The organism is Pseudomonas sp. GD04058, from assembly GCF_029836855.1.
In the GTDB taxonomy this organism is placed as follows: domain Bacteria; phylum Pseudomonadota; class Gammaproteobacteria; order Pseudomonadales; family Pseudomonadaceae; genus Aquipseudomonas; species Aquipseudomonas bharatica.
Window position 1 is genome coordinate 23,369 of sequence record NZ_JAOECN010000010.1, and the last position, 16,120, is coordinate 39,488.

Here is a 16,120-nt window from a genome sequence, read left to right on the forward strand (position 1 = left end):
CTATGCACGGGCGCCTGGCGCTGGCCCTGGCGGTGCTCGCGGCGGCAGCGCCGATACCCCTGGATGCGGCCACCAGCAGCACCTTCCTGGTCAATGCGACTGTCCAGGCCGGGTGCCTGGTGGTTGGCGGGGTGACCAACTACGGCAACCTGGCGTTCGGCAGCTATTCGGCATTGTCCACCGCCGCCGTGACTACCCAGCTCGGTGGTACCACCGTGACCCTGCAATGCACGCCTGGCGTGACGCTGAGCATGAAGATCGGCGGGGGGCAGAACAACAACGGGGTGCGCAACCTCAAGCGCAGCACCGGCAGCAACCTGGTGGCCTACCAGTTGTATAGCGACGCCGCCTTCAGCCAGGTGCTGGGCATCGACCAGACCGTCACTGTCAGCTACGCCGATCCGACGGCCATCAAGCTGCCCGTGTATGCCCGGGCGCAACTGACCGGAGCGCTGCCCGCGGGCAGCTATAGCGATGTGCTGCAGGTGACCTTGACCTTTTGACGGCGTACACGCCGGTATTGCACGACCACCACGAAGGAGAGCGGGATGTTCAGGGAGAGGGCGAGGCTGGCATTGGGGGCATTGCTGCTGTGGGCCGGAGCGACGTCGGCGGCGACATCGGTGCTGATCTGGCCGATCGACCCGGTGATCGAGGCCGAACAGAAGGCCGGCGCGTTGTGGCTGGAAAACCGCGGCAACGAGGAAGCCAACCTGCAGGTGCGGATCTTCGCCTGGCGCCAGGGCGGGTTCGACGATCAATACCAGAACCAGCGCGACATCATCGGCAGCCCGCCGCTGGCGAAGATCGCGCCGGGGCAGAAGCAGCTCATCCGCCTGACCCGCACCGGTACCTCGCCGGTGGCCCAGGAGCAGGCTTACCGCATCATCATCGATGAAATTCCTCCGGCCTTGCCGCCCGACAACGCCGACAAGCCCCAGGCCGCGATCCGCTTCCAGATGCGCTATTCGGTACCGCTGTTCGTCTACGGCCAGGGTCTGTGGGGCAAGGCCGACCCCAGCGGGCAGCGCAGCGACGCCGGGGTCGGCAAGCCGCAACTGAGCTGGCGCCAGGTATCGGCGCAGGGGCGCTCCTGGGTGGAGATCCGCAACACCGGTCCGGTTCATGCGCGCCTGACAGATGTGGTGATGCAGCAGGGCGGGCAGAGCCGGCCGCTGGTGGAAGGGCTGCTCGGCTATGTGCTGCCGGGCGCGACCATGCGCTGGCCGGCGCCACTGCAGGCCTCGGCGTCTACCGCGCTCAAGGGACGGATCAATGGCGGTGACGCGGCGCAAACCATAGCCCAGGGCCAGTGAGCCGGGTGAACAAAGGATGAACCTCGGGCCAGGGAGCACCCGACAATGGCGGGGAAAGGTGCGTGAAGGGATTTACCACGGGTTCCTGCCCGCTGTTGCTGGCGGGTGGCCTGGCGTGGTGCCTCGGTGCCACGTCGTGGGCCGGCGAGCTGCCGCCGCCGCCCTCCGCGGAGGAGGCGATCAGCGATGCCGAGCTGTATCTGGAACTGGTGGTCAACCAGATGAACAGCGGTAACGTGGTGGTCGTGCACCAGCGTTCCGGGCGCTTCTACGTGGCGGCCAGCGACCTGCGTGCCGTGGGCATCGACTTCCCCGTGCCGGTGCCGGCAGAGGTCGCGCTCGATAGCGTCGCCGGCCTGCACAGCGACTACGACAGCCAGGCCCAGCGCCTGATGCTCCAGGTCCCGCCGGCCTGGCTGCCTGGCCAGCGCATCGGCAACCGCTCCCTGGGCCCCGGCGGCGAGGCCAACAGCAGCTTTGGCGCCTTGCTCAACTACGATGCCTACCTCAACGACACCGACGATATCGGCAGCAGCCTGTCGGTGTGGAACGAGCTGCGGGTGTTCGACGCCTGGGGGACGTTCTCCACCACGGGCCAATGGCGCCAGCAGATCAGCGGGCGCAACTACGCCGACAACCAGCGTGGCTTCCTGCGCTACGACACGACCTTTCGCTACACCGACGAGGAGCGCCTGCTGACCTTCGAGGCGGGCGACGTGATCAGCGGCGCGCTGCCCTGGACCAGCTCGGTGCGCCTGGGCGGGGTACTGCTATCGCGTGACTTCTCGGTACGCCCGGACCTGGTCACCTATCCGCTGCCGGCCTTCGCCGGCGAGGCGGCGGTGCCGTCGTCGGTGGACCTGTTCATCAACGGCTACAAGAGCGCCAGCGCCGACCTGCAGCCCGGGCCGTACACCCTGACCAACGTGCCCTATATCAACGGTGCCGGCGATGCGGTAGTGGTGACCACCGATGCTCAGGGGCGGCAGGTGTCCACCACCTTGCCGTTCTACGTCACCAGCACCTTGCTGCAGAAAGGCATGAGCGATTTCTCGGTGGCAGCCGGTGCCTTGCGACGCAATTACGGGATCAGCGATTTCTCCTACGGCAAGGGCCTGACCTCGGCCAGCCTGCGCTACGGCATCAGCGACAGTTTTACCCTGGAAACCCACGGCGAGGCGGCGCAGTCCCTGGCCCTTGGCGGGATCGGCGGCAATCTGCTGGTGGGCACCTTCGGGGTAGTCAACGCCGCGGTCAGCCAAAGCACCTTCGATAGCCGCAGCGGCCAGCAACTGAGCCTCGGCTATCAGTACAACAGCCAGCGCATCGGCTTCAATTACCAGCGCCTGGAGCGGTATGGCGACTACGCCGACGCCTCGTTGCTGGACAGCCCCTATGCCCGCCTGAGCCAGCGCAGCGAGCAGGTTACCCTCAGCCTCAACCTGGAACGCTACGGTAGCCTCGGCGCCGGCTATTTCGACGTACGCGCCGGCGACAACTCGCGTACCCGCCTGGTAAACCTGAGCTGGAGCAAGTCGCTGTGGGGCAATACCAGCCTGTACCTGTCGGCCAACCGCGAGCTTGGTGGCGAGCAGTGGGCGACCCAGGCGCAACTGGTGATTCCTTTCGACCTGTACGGCACCCTCAGCCTGAGCACCGAGCGCAACCAGAGCGGCGAGAATGTCCAGCGGGTCAATTACAGCCGCGCGGTGCCCAGCGATGGTGGCCTGGGTTACAACCTCGGCTACGCCAGCGGCGGCGACCAGTCGGCCTATCGCCAGGCCGACCTGACCTGGCGCTTGCAGTCGGTGCAGCTCCAGGCCGGCACCTATGGCAGCAGCCAGGCCATGACCCGCTGGGCCGATGCCAGCGGCTCGCTGGTGTGGATGGATGCCGGCGTGTTCGCCGCCAACCGGATCGATGATGCCTTCGTCGTGGTCAGTACCGAGGGCTTCGCCGATGTGCCGGTGCGCTACGAGAACCAGAATGTCGGCCGTACCGACAGCAAGGGGCACCTTTTGGTGCCGTGGAGCAGCGCCTACTACCGCGGCAAGTACGAAATCGACACCCTGGAACTGCCCGCCAACGTGCGCGCGGAAAACGTCGAGCAGCGCGTAGCGGTACGCCGTGGCGCCGGGTATCTGCTGAATTTCCCGTTGAACCGGGTCCGGGCGGCGAGCATCGAGCTGGTCGATGCCAGTCACCAGGACCTGCCGTTGGGCAGCCAGGTCCGCCATCAGCAGACCGGCGCTGCCGCAGTGGTCGGTTGGGACGGACTGGTCTATCTGGAAGGGCTGGCCGAGAACAATACCCTGGAGGTACGGATCGCCAGCGGCGGCACTTGCCTGGTGCATTTCAGCCTCGACGCCGGGCAGGACGATGTGCCGCTGCTCGGCCCGCTGGTGTGCAAATGAAACGCCTGCTGCCGATGCTGGTGCTGCTGTTGCTTGCCGAGCCCGTGCAGGCGCTGTGTTCGGTGGTGCAGGCCGGCAACGTGGCGTTCGGCAGCGTGGCCTCCACTACGGTGGCGTCCACCGTGCAATCCTCGTCCAGTACCAATGCCGGCCTGCGTTGCAGTGGCTCGCTGGTGACGCTGTTGCGCAGCGATGACTTCTTCAAGGCCACCTTCACGCCGACCGGAGGCACCACCGGCCTGGTCGGGCCCACCGGCGACGTGATCCAGTACACCCTGTATGCCGACAACACCACGTCCTACCCGATCACCCGCGGCCAGCCCTTCGATTTCGCGCGCAACGGCATCCTCGATGCGCTGGGGATCCTCGGCAACGTGGTGCCGGCGACCATCCCGGTGTACCTGCGGACCTTGACCGGAAGCAACGTCGCCGCCGGCAACTACTCGGAAACCTTCACCGTGTTCTGGAACTGGGACTATTGCTACGGCATCGGCGTCGGCGGTTTGTGCGTCGGGCGCCAGACCCTGACCGGCAGTACTACCATGACCGTGACCCTGACCGTCACCGCCGATTGCCAGATCACCACCCCGGCAATCAACTTCGGCAGCGCTCCGGTGGTGAGCGGGTTTTCCACGGTGAGCCAGAGCGTCAGCCTCAACTGCACCAAGGGCAGCGCCTATACCGTGGGCCTGAATGACGGCCTGTATGTGTCGGGCGGGCGCCGGCGCATGAAGTCGCCGGCCAACAATTACCTGGCCTACGACATTTTCAAAAGTGCCGGTAGCGTGCGCTGGGGTTCGCTGACCAGCGCGCGTCGCTCCAGCAGCGATGCCGATATCAACCCGGGCAACGGCACCGGCACGGGCAGCCAGGTGTTCAACTACAACGCCAGGGTCTACACCGACCAGGCCACGCCGCCGGCGGGGGCGTATCAGGACAGCGTGATCCTGGATGTGGCTTTCTAGCAGTTGCAAGCACGACGCTCACCCTGTGGGGGCACCCGCGATTGCGATGGTGAATTCACTGCCGCAATCGCTGGCAAGCCAGCTCCCACAAGGGGCTGCCCCAGAACCCTGTGGGAGCTGGCTTGCCAGCGATAGGGCCATCAGCCTCACCCTGGATCCGGCGATGTACCCGGCCCCTGTGGAAGCGGGTTTATCGGAACGCCGAACCCCCACACAAGGTCCCAGCAAGCCAAAGAGTTGTGTTTTGTTCTACGAGAGCTTAGCCAGCGCCTTCAGCGCAATTCGTGGACCATCTGCCCGACCGCATCCAGCACCGCCGATGCAAGCTCCTTGGAACGCTTGCCCGACCAGCCGGTGGCCGGGTTCGGTGCGTCGTCGTGGTCCTTGAACGGCATTTCCAGGGTCAGCGACAGGCAGTCATGGGCCTGGCCCACGGCATTGCAGGCCAGGGTCATGTTGGCCTGGCCCGGCGCACTGCGGGGATAACCATGCACATCCTGGAAGTCCCGGGTCAGCCCGCACAGGGTTTTGCGGAAACGCTCCTCCAGCGCAGCGATACGCGGGGTGTAGCCCGGATTGCCCTCGCAGGCGGCAGTGAATACGTGGGGAATCTCTTCGTCGCCATGAACATCGAGGAACAGGTCGACCCCATGCAGCTTCATCTGTTGCTGGGCGAACAGCACCTCGGGGGTCTGTTCGCTGCTTGCATCCTGCCAGGCGCGATTGAGATCGAAGCCTTTGGCGTTGGTGCGCAGGTGACCGTGGAAGGCGCCGTCGGGGTTCATGTTGGGGATCAGGTACAGGTCGGCAGCGGCCAGTAGCTGCTGCAGGCCGGCATCGTTGGCGGCGACACGGTCGATCACACCTTCCATGAACCACTCGGCCATGTGCTCGCCGGGATGCTGCTGGGCGATGATCCAAACCTTGCGCTTGCCGGCGGCGCCGTCACCGACACGCAGCAACGGAATATCGCGGCCTTCGACACTGCGCCCGGTGGCCAGCAGGCTGACACCCGGCAGATGCCGGGCACGCTCGATCAATTGATTGTGGCGAGCCCGCAAGTACGGCTCGAAGTAGGCGAACCAGGCCTGCGGCTCCTGGGCTTCGAGGCTGAAATGCAGGGCCTGGCCATCGAAGCGTGACGGAACACGGAACCAGTTGCGCTGATCGTAGGAGGCGACGGCGTGGTAGCCGTCCCATGCCTTGTTGTAGGAGGACTCGCCGGCATTCTCCAGGGTGAAGGCATGGGTCTGGCCGAGCGTCAGGCCGCTGGCCTTGAAGTGGAACCATTGGAAATGCGCGCTGGCGCTGTCGGGGCGGATCGCCAGGCGCACCTGGGCGGGATTGCTGGTGTCCCGAACGAGGATGTTGCCGGAGTCGAAGTCGCAGTCGATGCTCAGTGCGGTCATTGGCCTGGGTCCTTTGCAGAGTTGTTGTGGGCAACAACTCTACACAACCCGGTCAGTACCAGAAACCCAGGGCCAGCACGGCGGCCAGGCCAAGACCCATGGCGACGGTGCAGCCACCCAGGGAAAACGCGGCCCGGGTCTGCCGGTACCAGAGGTTTTCGCCCAGCGCACGGGCCGGCGCCAGCAGGCTGCGCCAACGCAGCTCGGTGGCGTGGAAGGCCGCCAGGTGCTCCGGGTCGGCGTCCAGCCAGCGACGGAAATCGATGCGCTCGCTGGGGGTGATCAGCGGACTTTGCAGCCGCACATACCACTGGCCGGCAGCACGGGCGAGCGGAGCAGGGGCGGGCAGGGTGGCCTGCAGGACCTGGTTCATATGACGCTCGACGCTTGCGTCGGACAGGTCCAGGCGCCTGGCGATGACCGCGTAGGTCAATTGGTCGAGGCGGCTGAGCAGGAATACCTGCTGAACCCGGCGTGGCAGCGCTTTCAGGCGGTGCAGCAGCGCGAGTTCGGCGGTGTCGGCGGGTTCGGCGTGATGGTCCAGTGGCAGCAGCAGACGGGTCATGGTTCCAGCTCCTTGCGGTGGAAACGGAGGAGGGAGGTAGGGGGCATCTTCCATGATGCGGTTGAGAGCTTATTCTTAACGAGATTGATTCTCAAGTGCTAATTTCAGCAAAGGCCAGCCATGGGCTTACCACAGGGATGGTCCTTTGATATCATCGCCACATTCAGCAACACATCGCCTTCATTAGCCTGAAGAGCCCAAAAAAAAGACCCGGCAAAAAGCCGGGTCAAAAACCGTGATTAGCCTGATGAGGAGATAATCTGGAGTCCGACCTAAGGGCTCCGGGTTATCCAACCAGTCTCGCGACCAGTTGCGATCAATAATAATCGTTCTCATTTTCAAGTCAAATGAATTTTCGGTAATTCTCCGAAAATTCTTTCTTCCCGTGCCTGAACCCAGGCAGTCCGGGCCCTCACGCTGTTGTTATTCCTTCCTTTCCTCGTCTTTCGGCATGCGGCTGTGGCTGTGGTCAATCATCGCGCGTGCGAGGTTGATCAGGTGCATGGACATCAGCATCTGGTCCTGAGCCTTGTCCCGCGCGATCTGTGCGGCCTGGTAGGCAGTGCCGGAGGCGCAGCGCAGCAGCCACGCCGCCTGCTCGGCGGCGGCCTGTGGCGACAGGTCGTCGCGCGCCACCACCAGCTGCATGTCTTCCAGTCCGGGCGCGTTCTCCGGAGCCGGGTTGAAGTAGTAATCGAGGGCACGGCGCGAGGAGTCGCTGTCCAGGTGGCTGGAGGTACTGGCACTCATGAGGAGGGTCTTCCTTGGGGTTGTGGAGAGGCACGGGGAAATATAGTACCTGGTGTATTTTTTACAGCGTTTTAAATACTACAATTTGTGTATTGAGCGAGAATGGGCAGTCCGTATCGTGCCTGCGATGGAAAAATGGATCGCACTAGTCAAAGATCGGATGCGTGAACTCAAGCTCACGCAAGAGAAACTGGCCGAACGCGTCGGGGTCACCCAGGGCTGCGTGGGCCTGTGGCTGCGTGGTGAGCGCGAGCTGACCCTCACGCGCATGAACCGCGTGCTGGTAGCACTCGAACTGCCCCACATGAGCATGAAGGCTACCCCTGACTCGGAGGAGGAGCCGGCCAACTATGGCCTGCCGACGACCTTCCGTTATCCGCAGTCGGATTGGGTCGTGCTGACGGATGTTGCCGAGGACGCGCCGGTGGCCGAGGAAATCACCGACTACAAGGCCCAGGGCAAGGCGTTCTGGCTGCGGGTCGAGGGCGATGCGATGACCGCGCCGGCTGGCTTGAGCCTCTGTGCCGGTATGCTGGTCCTGGTCGATCCGGGGGTGCAGGCGCAGGTCGGGCGCCTGGTCATCGCCCGAGTGCCGGGCCACTCCCAGGGCGTGTTGCGGCAGTTGGTGGTGGAGGAGGGGCAGCGCTTCCTCAAGCCGCTCAATCCGACCTATCCGATGATGCTGTGTGGCGAGGACTGCGAATTGCTCGGGGTCGCCATCCAGGGCGGGATTCGCTTCTGAACCCACGTCAATGAAAACGGCGCCCGAGGGCGCCGTTTCTGTTTCGTGAAGTCAGTACCGGCCTATTAGCTGGCGCTTTCCTCCAACGCCACCAACACACTCCCTTCACTGACCATCTCGCCTTCCTGGCAATACAGTGTCGCCACCTTGCCAGCGTGGGGTGCACGGATGCTGTGCTCCATCTTCATCGCCTCCAGCACCACCAGTTGGGTCCCGGCCTCGACCACCTGCCCGGGCTCCACCAGTACGCGTACGATGCTGCCATTCATCGGCGCCGTCAGGCCGCCCTGGTGGCCATGACCGGCTTCGGCCTCGGCGATAGGGTCGAAGGCCTGGACCGCATGCAGCTCGCCGTCCCAGCGCAGGTACAGCGTGTCCCCCCGGCGGATCGCTTGGTACTGGCGACGCACGCCGTTGTCGTCGATGCGCAGGCATTCGCCGTCGAGGTTGAACAGCGAGGGCGCGGTTCGATCCAGCCCCAGCGCCTGCTGCTGGCCGTTGCTGCTCAGGTGCAGGCTGATGTGCGCCGGAACGCCGGCGCGCAAGCCCTGCCGGGAAGCCCACGGCGAGACGGCATCGTCACCGCGCACGTTGGCCGCCAGCCCCTGCACCCAGGCCTCTGCCGCGGCCTGCCAGAAGCCGGCGGACAGGGCGCCTGGTGGTGGCAGCAGATCGTCGTGGTAGCGCGGGATAAAGCCGGTATCCAGCTCCGCCGCCGCAAACGCCGGATGGGCGAGGATCCGCCTCAGGAAACCGATATTGGTCTTCACTCCGCCAATGGCGAACTCGTCCAGCATCGCCAGCAGGCGCAGGCGCGCTTGCTCGCGGTCCTCGCCCCAGGCGATCAGCTTGCCCAGCATCGGGTCGTAGAACGGTGATACCTGGTCGCCCTCGGCGACCCCGCTATCGACGCGGCGACCATCGCCTGCCGCGCTTTCCCGATACAGCGCCAGCCGGCCGGTGGCGGGGAGGAAGTCATTGGCCGGATCCTCCGCATACAGCCGCACTTCGATGGCATGGCCGATCAGGGGCACCTGCTCTTGGTTGATCGGCAGGGCCTCGCCGCGGGCGACGCGGATCTGCCAGGCCACCAGGTCAAGGCCGGTGATCGCCTCGGTCACCGGATGCTCCACCTGCAGGCGGGTGTTCATCTCCATGAAGAAGAATTCACCGCGGGCATCCAGAAGGAATTCCACCGTCCCCGCACCGACATAACCAATAGCCTGGGCCGCGCGCACCGCTGCCTCGCCCATGGCTCTGCGTTGCTCGACGCTGAGGCCCGGTGCCGGGGCTTCCTCGACCACCTTCTGGTGGCGACGCTGGATCGAGCAGTCGCGCTCGTTGAGATACAGGCAGTTGCCATGCTGGTCGGCAAACACCTGGATTTCCACGTGGCGCGGCTTGAGCACGTACTTTTCCACCAGCATCCGCGCATCGCCGAACGAGGACTGTGCCTCGCGCTGTGCGGAGGCCAGGGCTTCGGCCAGCTGGCTTTCCTGCTCGACCACCTTCATGCCCTTGCCGCCGCCGCCGGCGGTGGCCTTGAGGAGTACGGGGTAGCCGATCCTTTCGGCAGCGGCGCGGAAGGTTTCCAGGTCCTGGGCTTCGCCGTGATAACCCGGTACCAGGGGCACCCCGGCGGTTTCCATCAGCGCCTTGGCCGCCGACTTGCTGCCCATGGCCTCGATGGCGCTGGCGGGCGGGCCGAGGAAGATCAGCCCGGCGTCCTCGATGGCCTTGGCGAACCCGGCATTTTCCGAGAGGAAGCCATAGCCGGGATGGATCGCCTGGGCGCCGCTGGCCTTGGCCGCGGCGATCAGCTTGTCGATCACCAGGTAGCTTTCCGCCGGCTTGGCACCGCCAAGATCGACGCGAATATCGGCTTCGCGGCTGTGGCGCGCTTCACGGTCCACCGCGCTGTGCACGGCGACGGTGGTCAGGCCCAGGGATTTTGCGGTACGCATCACCCGGCAGGCGATCTCGCCACGGTTGGCGACCAGCAGGGTGGTCAGCTCGGGACGGCTCATGGGCGGGGCTCCGTGGTGGATGAAGAGGAGGATGGGGCGGCCAGCCAGGCCGGTGGGCGTTTTTCCAGGAAGGCGCGCAGGCCTTCCTGGCCTTCGCCGCTGACGCGGATCCGGGCGATGGCGTTCTCGCAGTAGCGACGCAGGGCCGGGGTCAGCTCACCCGGGCCGACCTCGCGCAGCAATTCCTTGCTGGCACGCATGGCCTGCGGGCTGTTCTGCAGCAGGTTGGTGATCCAGTCTTCCACGCGCTCGTCCAGCTCGGCCGCCGGATAAGCCTCCGCCAGCAGGCCAAGCTCGCGGGCGCGGATGCCGCTGAAGCGCTCGGCGGTCAGGGCGTAGCGACGTGCGGCGCGTTCGCCCATGGCCTGGACCACGAACGGGCTGATCACCGCCGGAGCCAGGCCGATGCGAACTTCCGACAGGCACAGTTGCGCCTCTTCGGCACCGATGGCCATATCGCAGCAGGCGATCAGGCCCAGGGCGCCACCGAAGGCCGCGCCCTGCACAACCGCCAGGGTCGGCAGCTTCAGGCGCGCCAGGTTGTACATCAGTTCCGCCAGCTCACGGGCGTCATCCAGGTTGCTCTGGTAATCCAGGGCCGCGCTTTGCTGCATCCAGGCCAGGTCCGCACCGGCACTGAAATGCCGGCCCCGGCCACGCAAAAGGACGAAGCGCAGGCTGGCATCGGCGGCCAGTTCATCGAGGGCGACGATCAGCTCGCGGATCATCTGCGCATTGAAGGCGTTGTTCTTGTTCGCGCGGCTCAACCACAGGGTGGCGAAGCCGCGCGGATCCTTGATCAGTTCGAGGGTGCTAAAGTCGGTCATCGGTCACATCCGGAAAATGCCGAAGCGGGTGGCTTCGATCGGTGCGTTGAGCGAAGCGGACAGGGCCAGGGCGAGGATCTCGCGGGTCTGCGCCGGGTCGATGACGCCGTCGTCCCAAAGATGCGCGCTGGAATAGTAGGGATGGCCCTGGTGTTCGTACTGGTCGAGGATCGGCTGCTTGAGCCTGGCCTCGTCCTCGGCGCTGAAGACCTGCCCGGAACGCTCGCTCTGCTCGCGCTTGACCTGGGCCAGCACCCCGGCGGCCTGCTCGGCACCCATCACGCCGATCCGCGCATTCGGCCACATCCACAGGAAGCGCGGGTCGTAGGCGCGCCCGCACATGCCGTAGTTACCGGCGCCGAAGCTGCCGCCGATGATCACGGTGAACTTCGGAACCCTGGCGCAGGCCACGGCGGTGACCAGCTTGGCGCCGTGCTTGGCGATGCCGCCGGCTTCGTATTTCTGCCCGACCATGAAGCCGGTGATGTTCTGCAGGAACAGCAGGGGAATACCCCGCTGGCAGGCCAGTTCGATGAAATGCGCGCCTTTCTGCGCGGCTTCGGCGAAGAGGATGCCGTTGTTGGCGAGGATGGCGATCGGGTAGCCGTGCAGGTGGGCGAAGCCGCAGACCAGGGTGGTGCCGAACAGCGCCTTGAATTCATCGAACACCGAGCCGTCCACCAGGCGCGCGATGATCTCGCGCACATCGAAGGGTTGCTTGGCATCTGCCGGGACCACGCCATACAACTCCTCCGCGGCATACAGCGGGGCAATCGGCGTACGCACCTGCAGTTCGCCCTGCTTGTGCCAGTTGAGGTTGGCCACGCAGCGGCGGGCAATCGCCAGGGCGTGTTCATCGTTGTCGGCATAGTGGTCAGCCACGCCGCTGGTCTTGCAGTGCACGTCGGCGCCGCCCAGGTCTTCGGCACTGACCACCTCGCCGGTGGCCGCCTTCACCAGCGGCGGGCCGGCGAGGAAGATGGTGGCCTGCTGGCGGACCATGATGGTCTCGTCGGACATCGCCGGCACGTAGGCGCCGCCGGCGGTGCAGGAACCCATGACCACGGCGATCTGCGGGATGCCCTGGGCACTCATGTTGGCCTGGTTGAAGAAGATCCGCCCGAAATGCTCGCGGTCGGGGAAGACTTCGTCCTGGCGCGGCAGGTTCGCGCCCCCGGAGTCCACCAGGTACAGGCAGGGCAGGCGATTCTGCTGGGCGATGGCCTGGGCGCGCAGGTGTTTCTTCACGGTCAGCGGATAGTAGGAGCCGCCCTTCACCGTGGCGTCGTTGGCGACGATCATGCACTCGACGCCTTCGACCCGGCCGATACCGACGATCACGCCGGCGGCAGGGACCTCTTCGCCGTAGACCTCATGGGCCGCCAACTGGCCGATTTCAAGGAAAGGCGAGCCCGGATCGAGCAGGCGATCGATACGTTCGCGGGGCAGCAGCTTGCCGCGGGAGGTATGGCGTTCCTGGGCCTTGGCCCCGCCACCTTGATGCACCTGGGCGAGGAGGGTGCGCAGGGCCTTGACCTGTTCCAGCATGGCCGCACTGTTGACGGCGAAGTCCGGGGCGCGGGTGTTCAACTGAGACTTGAGAATCATCGTGGGTCCTCGGCGGCTTCAGCGGGAAGCCGCAAGAAGGGAGCGGAAGCGAGGCGGCGTTTCAGCGGGTCTCGTTGAACAGCTCGCGGCCGATCAGCATGCGGCGGATCTCGCTGGTACCGGCACCGATCTCGTACAGCTTGGCGTCGCGCAGCAGGCGGCCGGCCGGGAATTCGTTGATGTAGCCATTGCCACCAAGGATCTGGATCGCCTCCAGGGCCATCTGCGTGGCGCGTTCGGCGGTGTAGAGGATCACCCCGGCGGCGTCCTTGCGCGTGGTCTCGCCACGGTCGCAGGCCTGGGCCACGGCGTAGAGGTAGGCACGGCTGGCGTTGAGCTGGGTGTACATGTCGGCGATCTTGCCCTGGATCAACTGGAACTCGCCGATGCTCTGGCCGAACTGCTTGCGGTCGTGGATATAAGGGACAACGAGGTCCATGCAGGCTTGCATGATCCCGGTAGGGCCGCCGGACAGCACCACGCGCTCGTAGTCCAGCCCGCTCATCAGCACCTTCACGCCACCGTTGAGCTTGCCGAGGATGTTTTCCTCCGGCACCTCGACATCGTCGAAGAACAGTTCGCAGGTGTTGGAGCCACGCATGCCCAGCTTGTCGAACTTGTTGCTGCGGCTGAAGCCCTTCCAGTCGCGCTCGACGATGAACGCGGTAATGCCGTGGGGGCCCTTTTCCAGGTCGGTCTTGGCGTAGATCACGTAGGTATTGGCGTCCGGGCCGTTGGTGATCCAGGTCTTGCTGCCATTGAGCACGAAGCGGTCACCGCGCTTGTCGGCGCGCAGTTTCATCGACACCACGTCGGAGCCGGCATTGGGCTCGCTCATGGCCAGGGCGCCGACATGCTCGCCGCTGATCAGTTTCGGCAGGTACCTGGCTTTCTGCTCATGGTTGCCGTTGCGGTTGATCTGGTTCACGCACAGGTTGGAGTGGGCACCATAGGAAAGTGCGACCGAGGCCGAGCCACGGCTGATTTCCTCCATGGCTACCACGTGCGCCAGGTAACCCAGGCCGGCGCCGCCGTACTCCTCGCTGACGGTCACGCCGAGCAGCCCCAGGTCGCCGAACTTGCGCCACATATCGGCAGGGAACAGGTTGTCGTGGTCGATCTGCGCGGCACGCGGCGCCAGTTCGCTGGCGACGAAGGCCTGCACCTGCTCGCGCAGCATGTCGATGGTTTCACCAAGGGCGAAGTTCAGGGAGGGATAAAGCATGCTCGGGCACCTTCTATTGTTTGTTCTTGGATGGGGCGGAGTTGCAGGCGTGCGGATCCTGGCGCTGGGCGCGATGTCGATTTCACCTTTACGTTAACGTAAACCTGAGAAAGTGCAGTGTCAATCGTCAACGTGACCTTTACGTTAACGTTAATTTGGGCGAGAGTATTTCCCGCCCCGATCAGCTCCCAGAACAACCACAAAAAGGGAACGTCATGAATCAACCGAGCTATACCCAGGGTCGCCAGGACAAGCCCTTGCTGGCCATGACCATCGGCCAGGCCTTCGACCGCACGGTAGCGCGCTTCGGCGATCGAGAAGCGCTGGTGGTCCGTCATCAGCAGGTGCGCTATAGCTGGGCGCAGCTGGCCGCCGCCGTCGACCTGCATGCCCGTGCGTTCATGGCCCTGGGCCTGAAGACCGGCGACCGCCTGGGAATCTGGGCGCCGAACTGCGCGCAGTGGTGCATCGCCCAGTTCGCCAGCGCCAAGGCCGGGATCATCCTGGTCAATATCAACCCGGCGTATCGCACCAGCGAGCTGGAGTACGCGCTCAAGCAGTCCGGCTGCCAATGGTTGATCTGTGCCGGGGCATTCAAGAGTTCGGATTACCATGCCATGCTCGCCGAGCTGCTGCCGGAACTGGCCCACCAGGCGCCGGGACAGCTCGCCTGCGAACGCCTGCCCGACCTGCGCGGGGTGATCAGCCTGGCCAGCGAGCCGCCACCCGGCTTCCTGGCCTGGGAAACGCTGGGCGAGCAGGGCGCCAGGGTCGGGCTCGACGACTACGCTGCCCGCCAGCAAAGCCTGCAGTTCGACCAGGCGGTGAATATCCAGTACACCTCCGGCACCACCGGCTTCCCCAAGGGTGCCACCCTCAGCCACTACAACATCCTCAACAACGGCTATATGGTCGGCGAGAGCCTGGGCCTGACCGAGCATGACCGCATGGTGATTCCGGTGCCGCTGTACCACTGCTTCGGCATGGTCATGGGCAACCTCGGCTGCATGACCCACGGCAGCACCATGATCTACCCCAACGACGCCTTCGACCCGGCCCTGACCCTGCAGGCGGTGGCCGAGGAGCGCGCCACCGCGCTATACGGCGTGCCCACCATGTTCATCGCCGTGCTCGACCAGCCGCAGCGCGCCGACTACGACCTGTCCTGCCTGCGCACCGGGATCATGGCCGGGGCCATCTGCCCGATCGAGGTGATGCGCCGGGTGATCAACGAACTGCACATGAGCGAGGTGCAGATCGCCTACGGCATGACCGAGACCAGCCCGGTGTCGCTGCAGACCGGCCCGGACGACGAACTGGAACTGCGCGTGACCACGGTCGGGCGAACCCAGCCGCAACTGGAGAGCAAGATCATCGACGAGCATGGCTGCGTGGTGCCGCGCGGGCAGATCGGCGAGCTGTGCACCCGCGGCTACAGCGTAATGCTCGGCTACTGGGGCAACCCTGCGGCCACCGCCGAAGCCATCGATCCGGCGGGCTGGATGCACACCGGCGACCTGGCGAGCATGGACGAACAGGGCTATGTGTGCATCGCAGGGCGCAACAAGGACATGATCATCCGCGGCGGTGAAAACATTTACCCGCGGGAACTTGAAGAGTTCTTCTTCACCCATCCGGCGGTGGCGGATGTCCAGGTGATCGGCATTCCCGATGAGCGCTATGGCGAGGAGATCGTCGCCTGGATCAAGTTCCATCCCGGGCACAGCGCCACGGATGTGGAGTTGCAAGCCTGGTGCAAGAACCGCATCGCACACTTCAAGACCCCGCGGCATTTCCGTTTCGTCGAGGAATTCCCCATGACGGTGACGGGCAAGGTGCAGAAGTTCAGGATGAGAGAGATCAGTATCGAGGAGCTCAGGCAGAACTGAGTTGTTCTTTCGGGCCTCATCGCTGGCAAGCCAGCTCCCACAGGTCTTGCGGTGCACGCGATCCCTGTGGGAGCTGGCTTGCCAGCGATGAGGCCATCAGCAACACCCTCGAACTTCATTAACCCGTCTACGCTCTACCTTTCACCGGCGGCTCCTCGCTTGGCGGATCGCCAACGGTCGGCGGCACGGTCGGCTTGACCGGCACGCCCTCCGGATCTTCCTCGTCGGGCACCGCTGGCGGCAGGGTCGGGTCGTCGATATTCGGATCGGGCGTCTCCGCCGGGATAGGGATACTCATCGCTGTACCTCGCAAGGACGGTGATCGTGTCTTTGGATTGGACCGCTTTCCCGCGGCAACGCTCATTTTTTATTGAACCCCCGCG

General features: G+C 65.0%; 14 protein-coding genes. 6 read left to right on the plus strand and 8 right to left on the minus strand.

Features of this window, described 5'->3' with window-relative positions:
* The first annotated feature begins 2 nt into the window (after positions 1–2).
* The 4 genes from N7650_RS11225 (at position 3) to N7650_RS11240 (ending at position 4,695) form a co-directional block, all read left to right on the plus strand.
* Complete coding sequence (locus tag N7650_RS11225) at positions 3–503, plus strand: spore coat U domain-containing protein (protein WP_279898219.1); 501 nt, start codon at positions 3–5, stop codon at positions 501–503.
* A 45-nt stretch (positions 504–548) separates the two neighbouring features.
* Positions 549–1,316, plus strand: coding sequence for a molecular chaperone (locus tag N7650_RS11230; protein ID WP_279898220.1), 768 nt, complete (start codon positions 549–551; stop codon positions 1,314–1,316).
* Positions 1,317–1,411: 95 nt separating this feature from the next.
* Positions 1,412–3,730, plus strand: coding sequence for a fimbria/pilus outer membrane usher protein (locus tag N7650_RS11235; protein ID WP_279898341.1), 2,319 nt, complete (start codon positions 1,412–1,414; stop codon positions 3,728–3,730).
* Complete coding sequence (locus N7650_RS11240) at positions 3,727–4,695, plus strand: spore coat U domain-containing protein (RefSeq protein WP_279898222.1); 969 nt, start codon at positions 3,727–3,729, stop codon at positions 4,693–4,695. Before N7650_RS11235 ends, N7650_RS11240 begins: the two co-directional genes overlap by 4 nt.
* Positions 4,696–4,967: 272 nt before the next feature.
* Here the strand turns inward: N7650_RS11240 and N7650_RS11245 are convergent, their stop codons facing one another.
* The 3 genes from N7650_RS11245 to N7650_RS11255 form a co-directional block, all read right to left on the minus strand.
* A complete protein-coding gene (locus N7650_RS11245) occupies positions 4,968–6,104 on the minus strand; it encodes a M14-type cytosolic carboxypeptidase (RefSeq protein WP_279898223.1) in 1,137 nt (378 codons plus the stop codon).
* A 52-nt stretch (positions 6,105–6,156) separates the two neighbouring features.
* Entirely contained in the window at positions 6,157–6,669 is a 513-nt protein-coding gene (locus tag N7650_RS11250) for a DUF4880 domain-containing protein (RefSeq protein WP_279898224.1), read from the minus strand.
* Between the two features lie 423 nt (positions 6,670–7,092).
* Positions 7,093–7,419 (minus strand): hypothetical protein, encoded by a 327-nt coding sequence (locus N7650_RS11255; RefSeq protein WP_009406560.1) that lies wholly within the window; start codon positions 7,417–7,419, stop codon positions 7,093–7,095.
* Between the two features lie 127 nt (positions 7,420–7,546).
* Here N7650_RS11255 and N7650_RS11260 point away from each other — a divergent pair, with 127 nt between their 5' ends.
* A complete protein-coding gene (locus N7650_RS11260) occupies positions 7,547–8,161 on the plus strand; it encodes a S24 family peptidase (protein ID WP_279898226.1) in 615 nt (204 codons plus the stop codon).
* 65 nt (positions 8,162–8,226) lie between these two features.
* Here the strand turns inward: N7650_RS11260 and N7650_RS11265 are convergent, their stop codons facing one another.
* The 4 genes from N7650_RS11265 to N7650_RS11280 all read right to left on the minus strand — a co-directional run bounded on the left by N7650_RS11265 (position 8,227) and on the right by N7650_RS11280 (position 13,848).
* The gene (locus N7650_RS11265) at positions 8,227–10,188 is read right to left on the minus strand and encodes an acetyl/propionyl/methylcrotonyl-CoA carboxylase subunit alpha (protein WP_279898227.1); all 1,962 of its coding nucleotides are present in this window, start codon (positions 10,186–10,188) and stop codon (positions 8,227–8,229) included.
* Entirely contained in the window at positions 10,185–11,015 is an 831-nt protein-coding gene (locus tag N7650_RS11270) for a gamma-carboxygeranoyl-CoA hydratase (RefSeq protein ID WP_279898228.1), read from the minus strand. Before N7650_RS11270 ends, N7650_RS11265 begins: the two co-directional genes overlap by 4 nt.
* Before the next feature lie 3 nt (positions 11,016–11,018).
* Positions 11,019–12,623, minus strand: coding sequence for a carboxyl transferase domain-containing protein (locus N7650_RS11275; RefSeq protein WP_279898229.1), 1,605 nt, complete (start codon positions 12,621–12,623; stop codon positions 11,019–11,021).
* Between the two features lie 61 nt (positions 12,624–12,684).
* Positions 12,685–13,848, minus strand: a complete 1,164-nt coding sequence (locus N7650_RS11280; RefSeq protein WP_064304236.1) for an isovaleryl-CoA dehydrogenase — start codon at positions 13,846–13,848, stop codon at positions 12,685–12,687.
* Between the two features lie 215 nt (positions 13,849–14,063).
* On the opposite strand from N7650_RS11280, the gene N7650_RS11285 reads away from it, so the two are divergent.
* Positions 14,064–15,737, plus strand: coding sequence for an AMP-binding protein (locus N7650_RS11285; protein ID WP_279898230.1), 1,674 nt, complete (start codon positions 14,064–14,066; stop codon positions 15,735–15,737).
* A 127-nt stretch (positions 15,738–15,864) separates the two neighbouring features.
* On the opposite strand, the gene N7650_RS11290 is transcribed toward N7650_RS11285, so the two are convergent.
* On the minus strand, positions 15,865–16,035 hold the full coding sequence (locus tag N7650_RS11290; protein ID WP_009406553.1) for a hypothetical protein: 171 nt from the start codon (positions 16,033–16,035) through the stop codon (positions 15,865–15,867).
* Positions 16,036–16,120 lie beyond the last annotated feature (85 nt).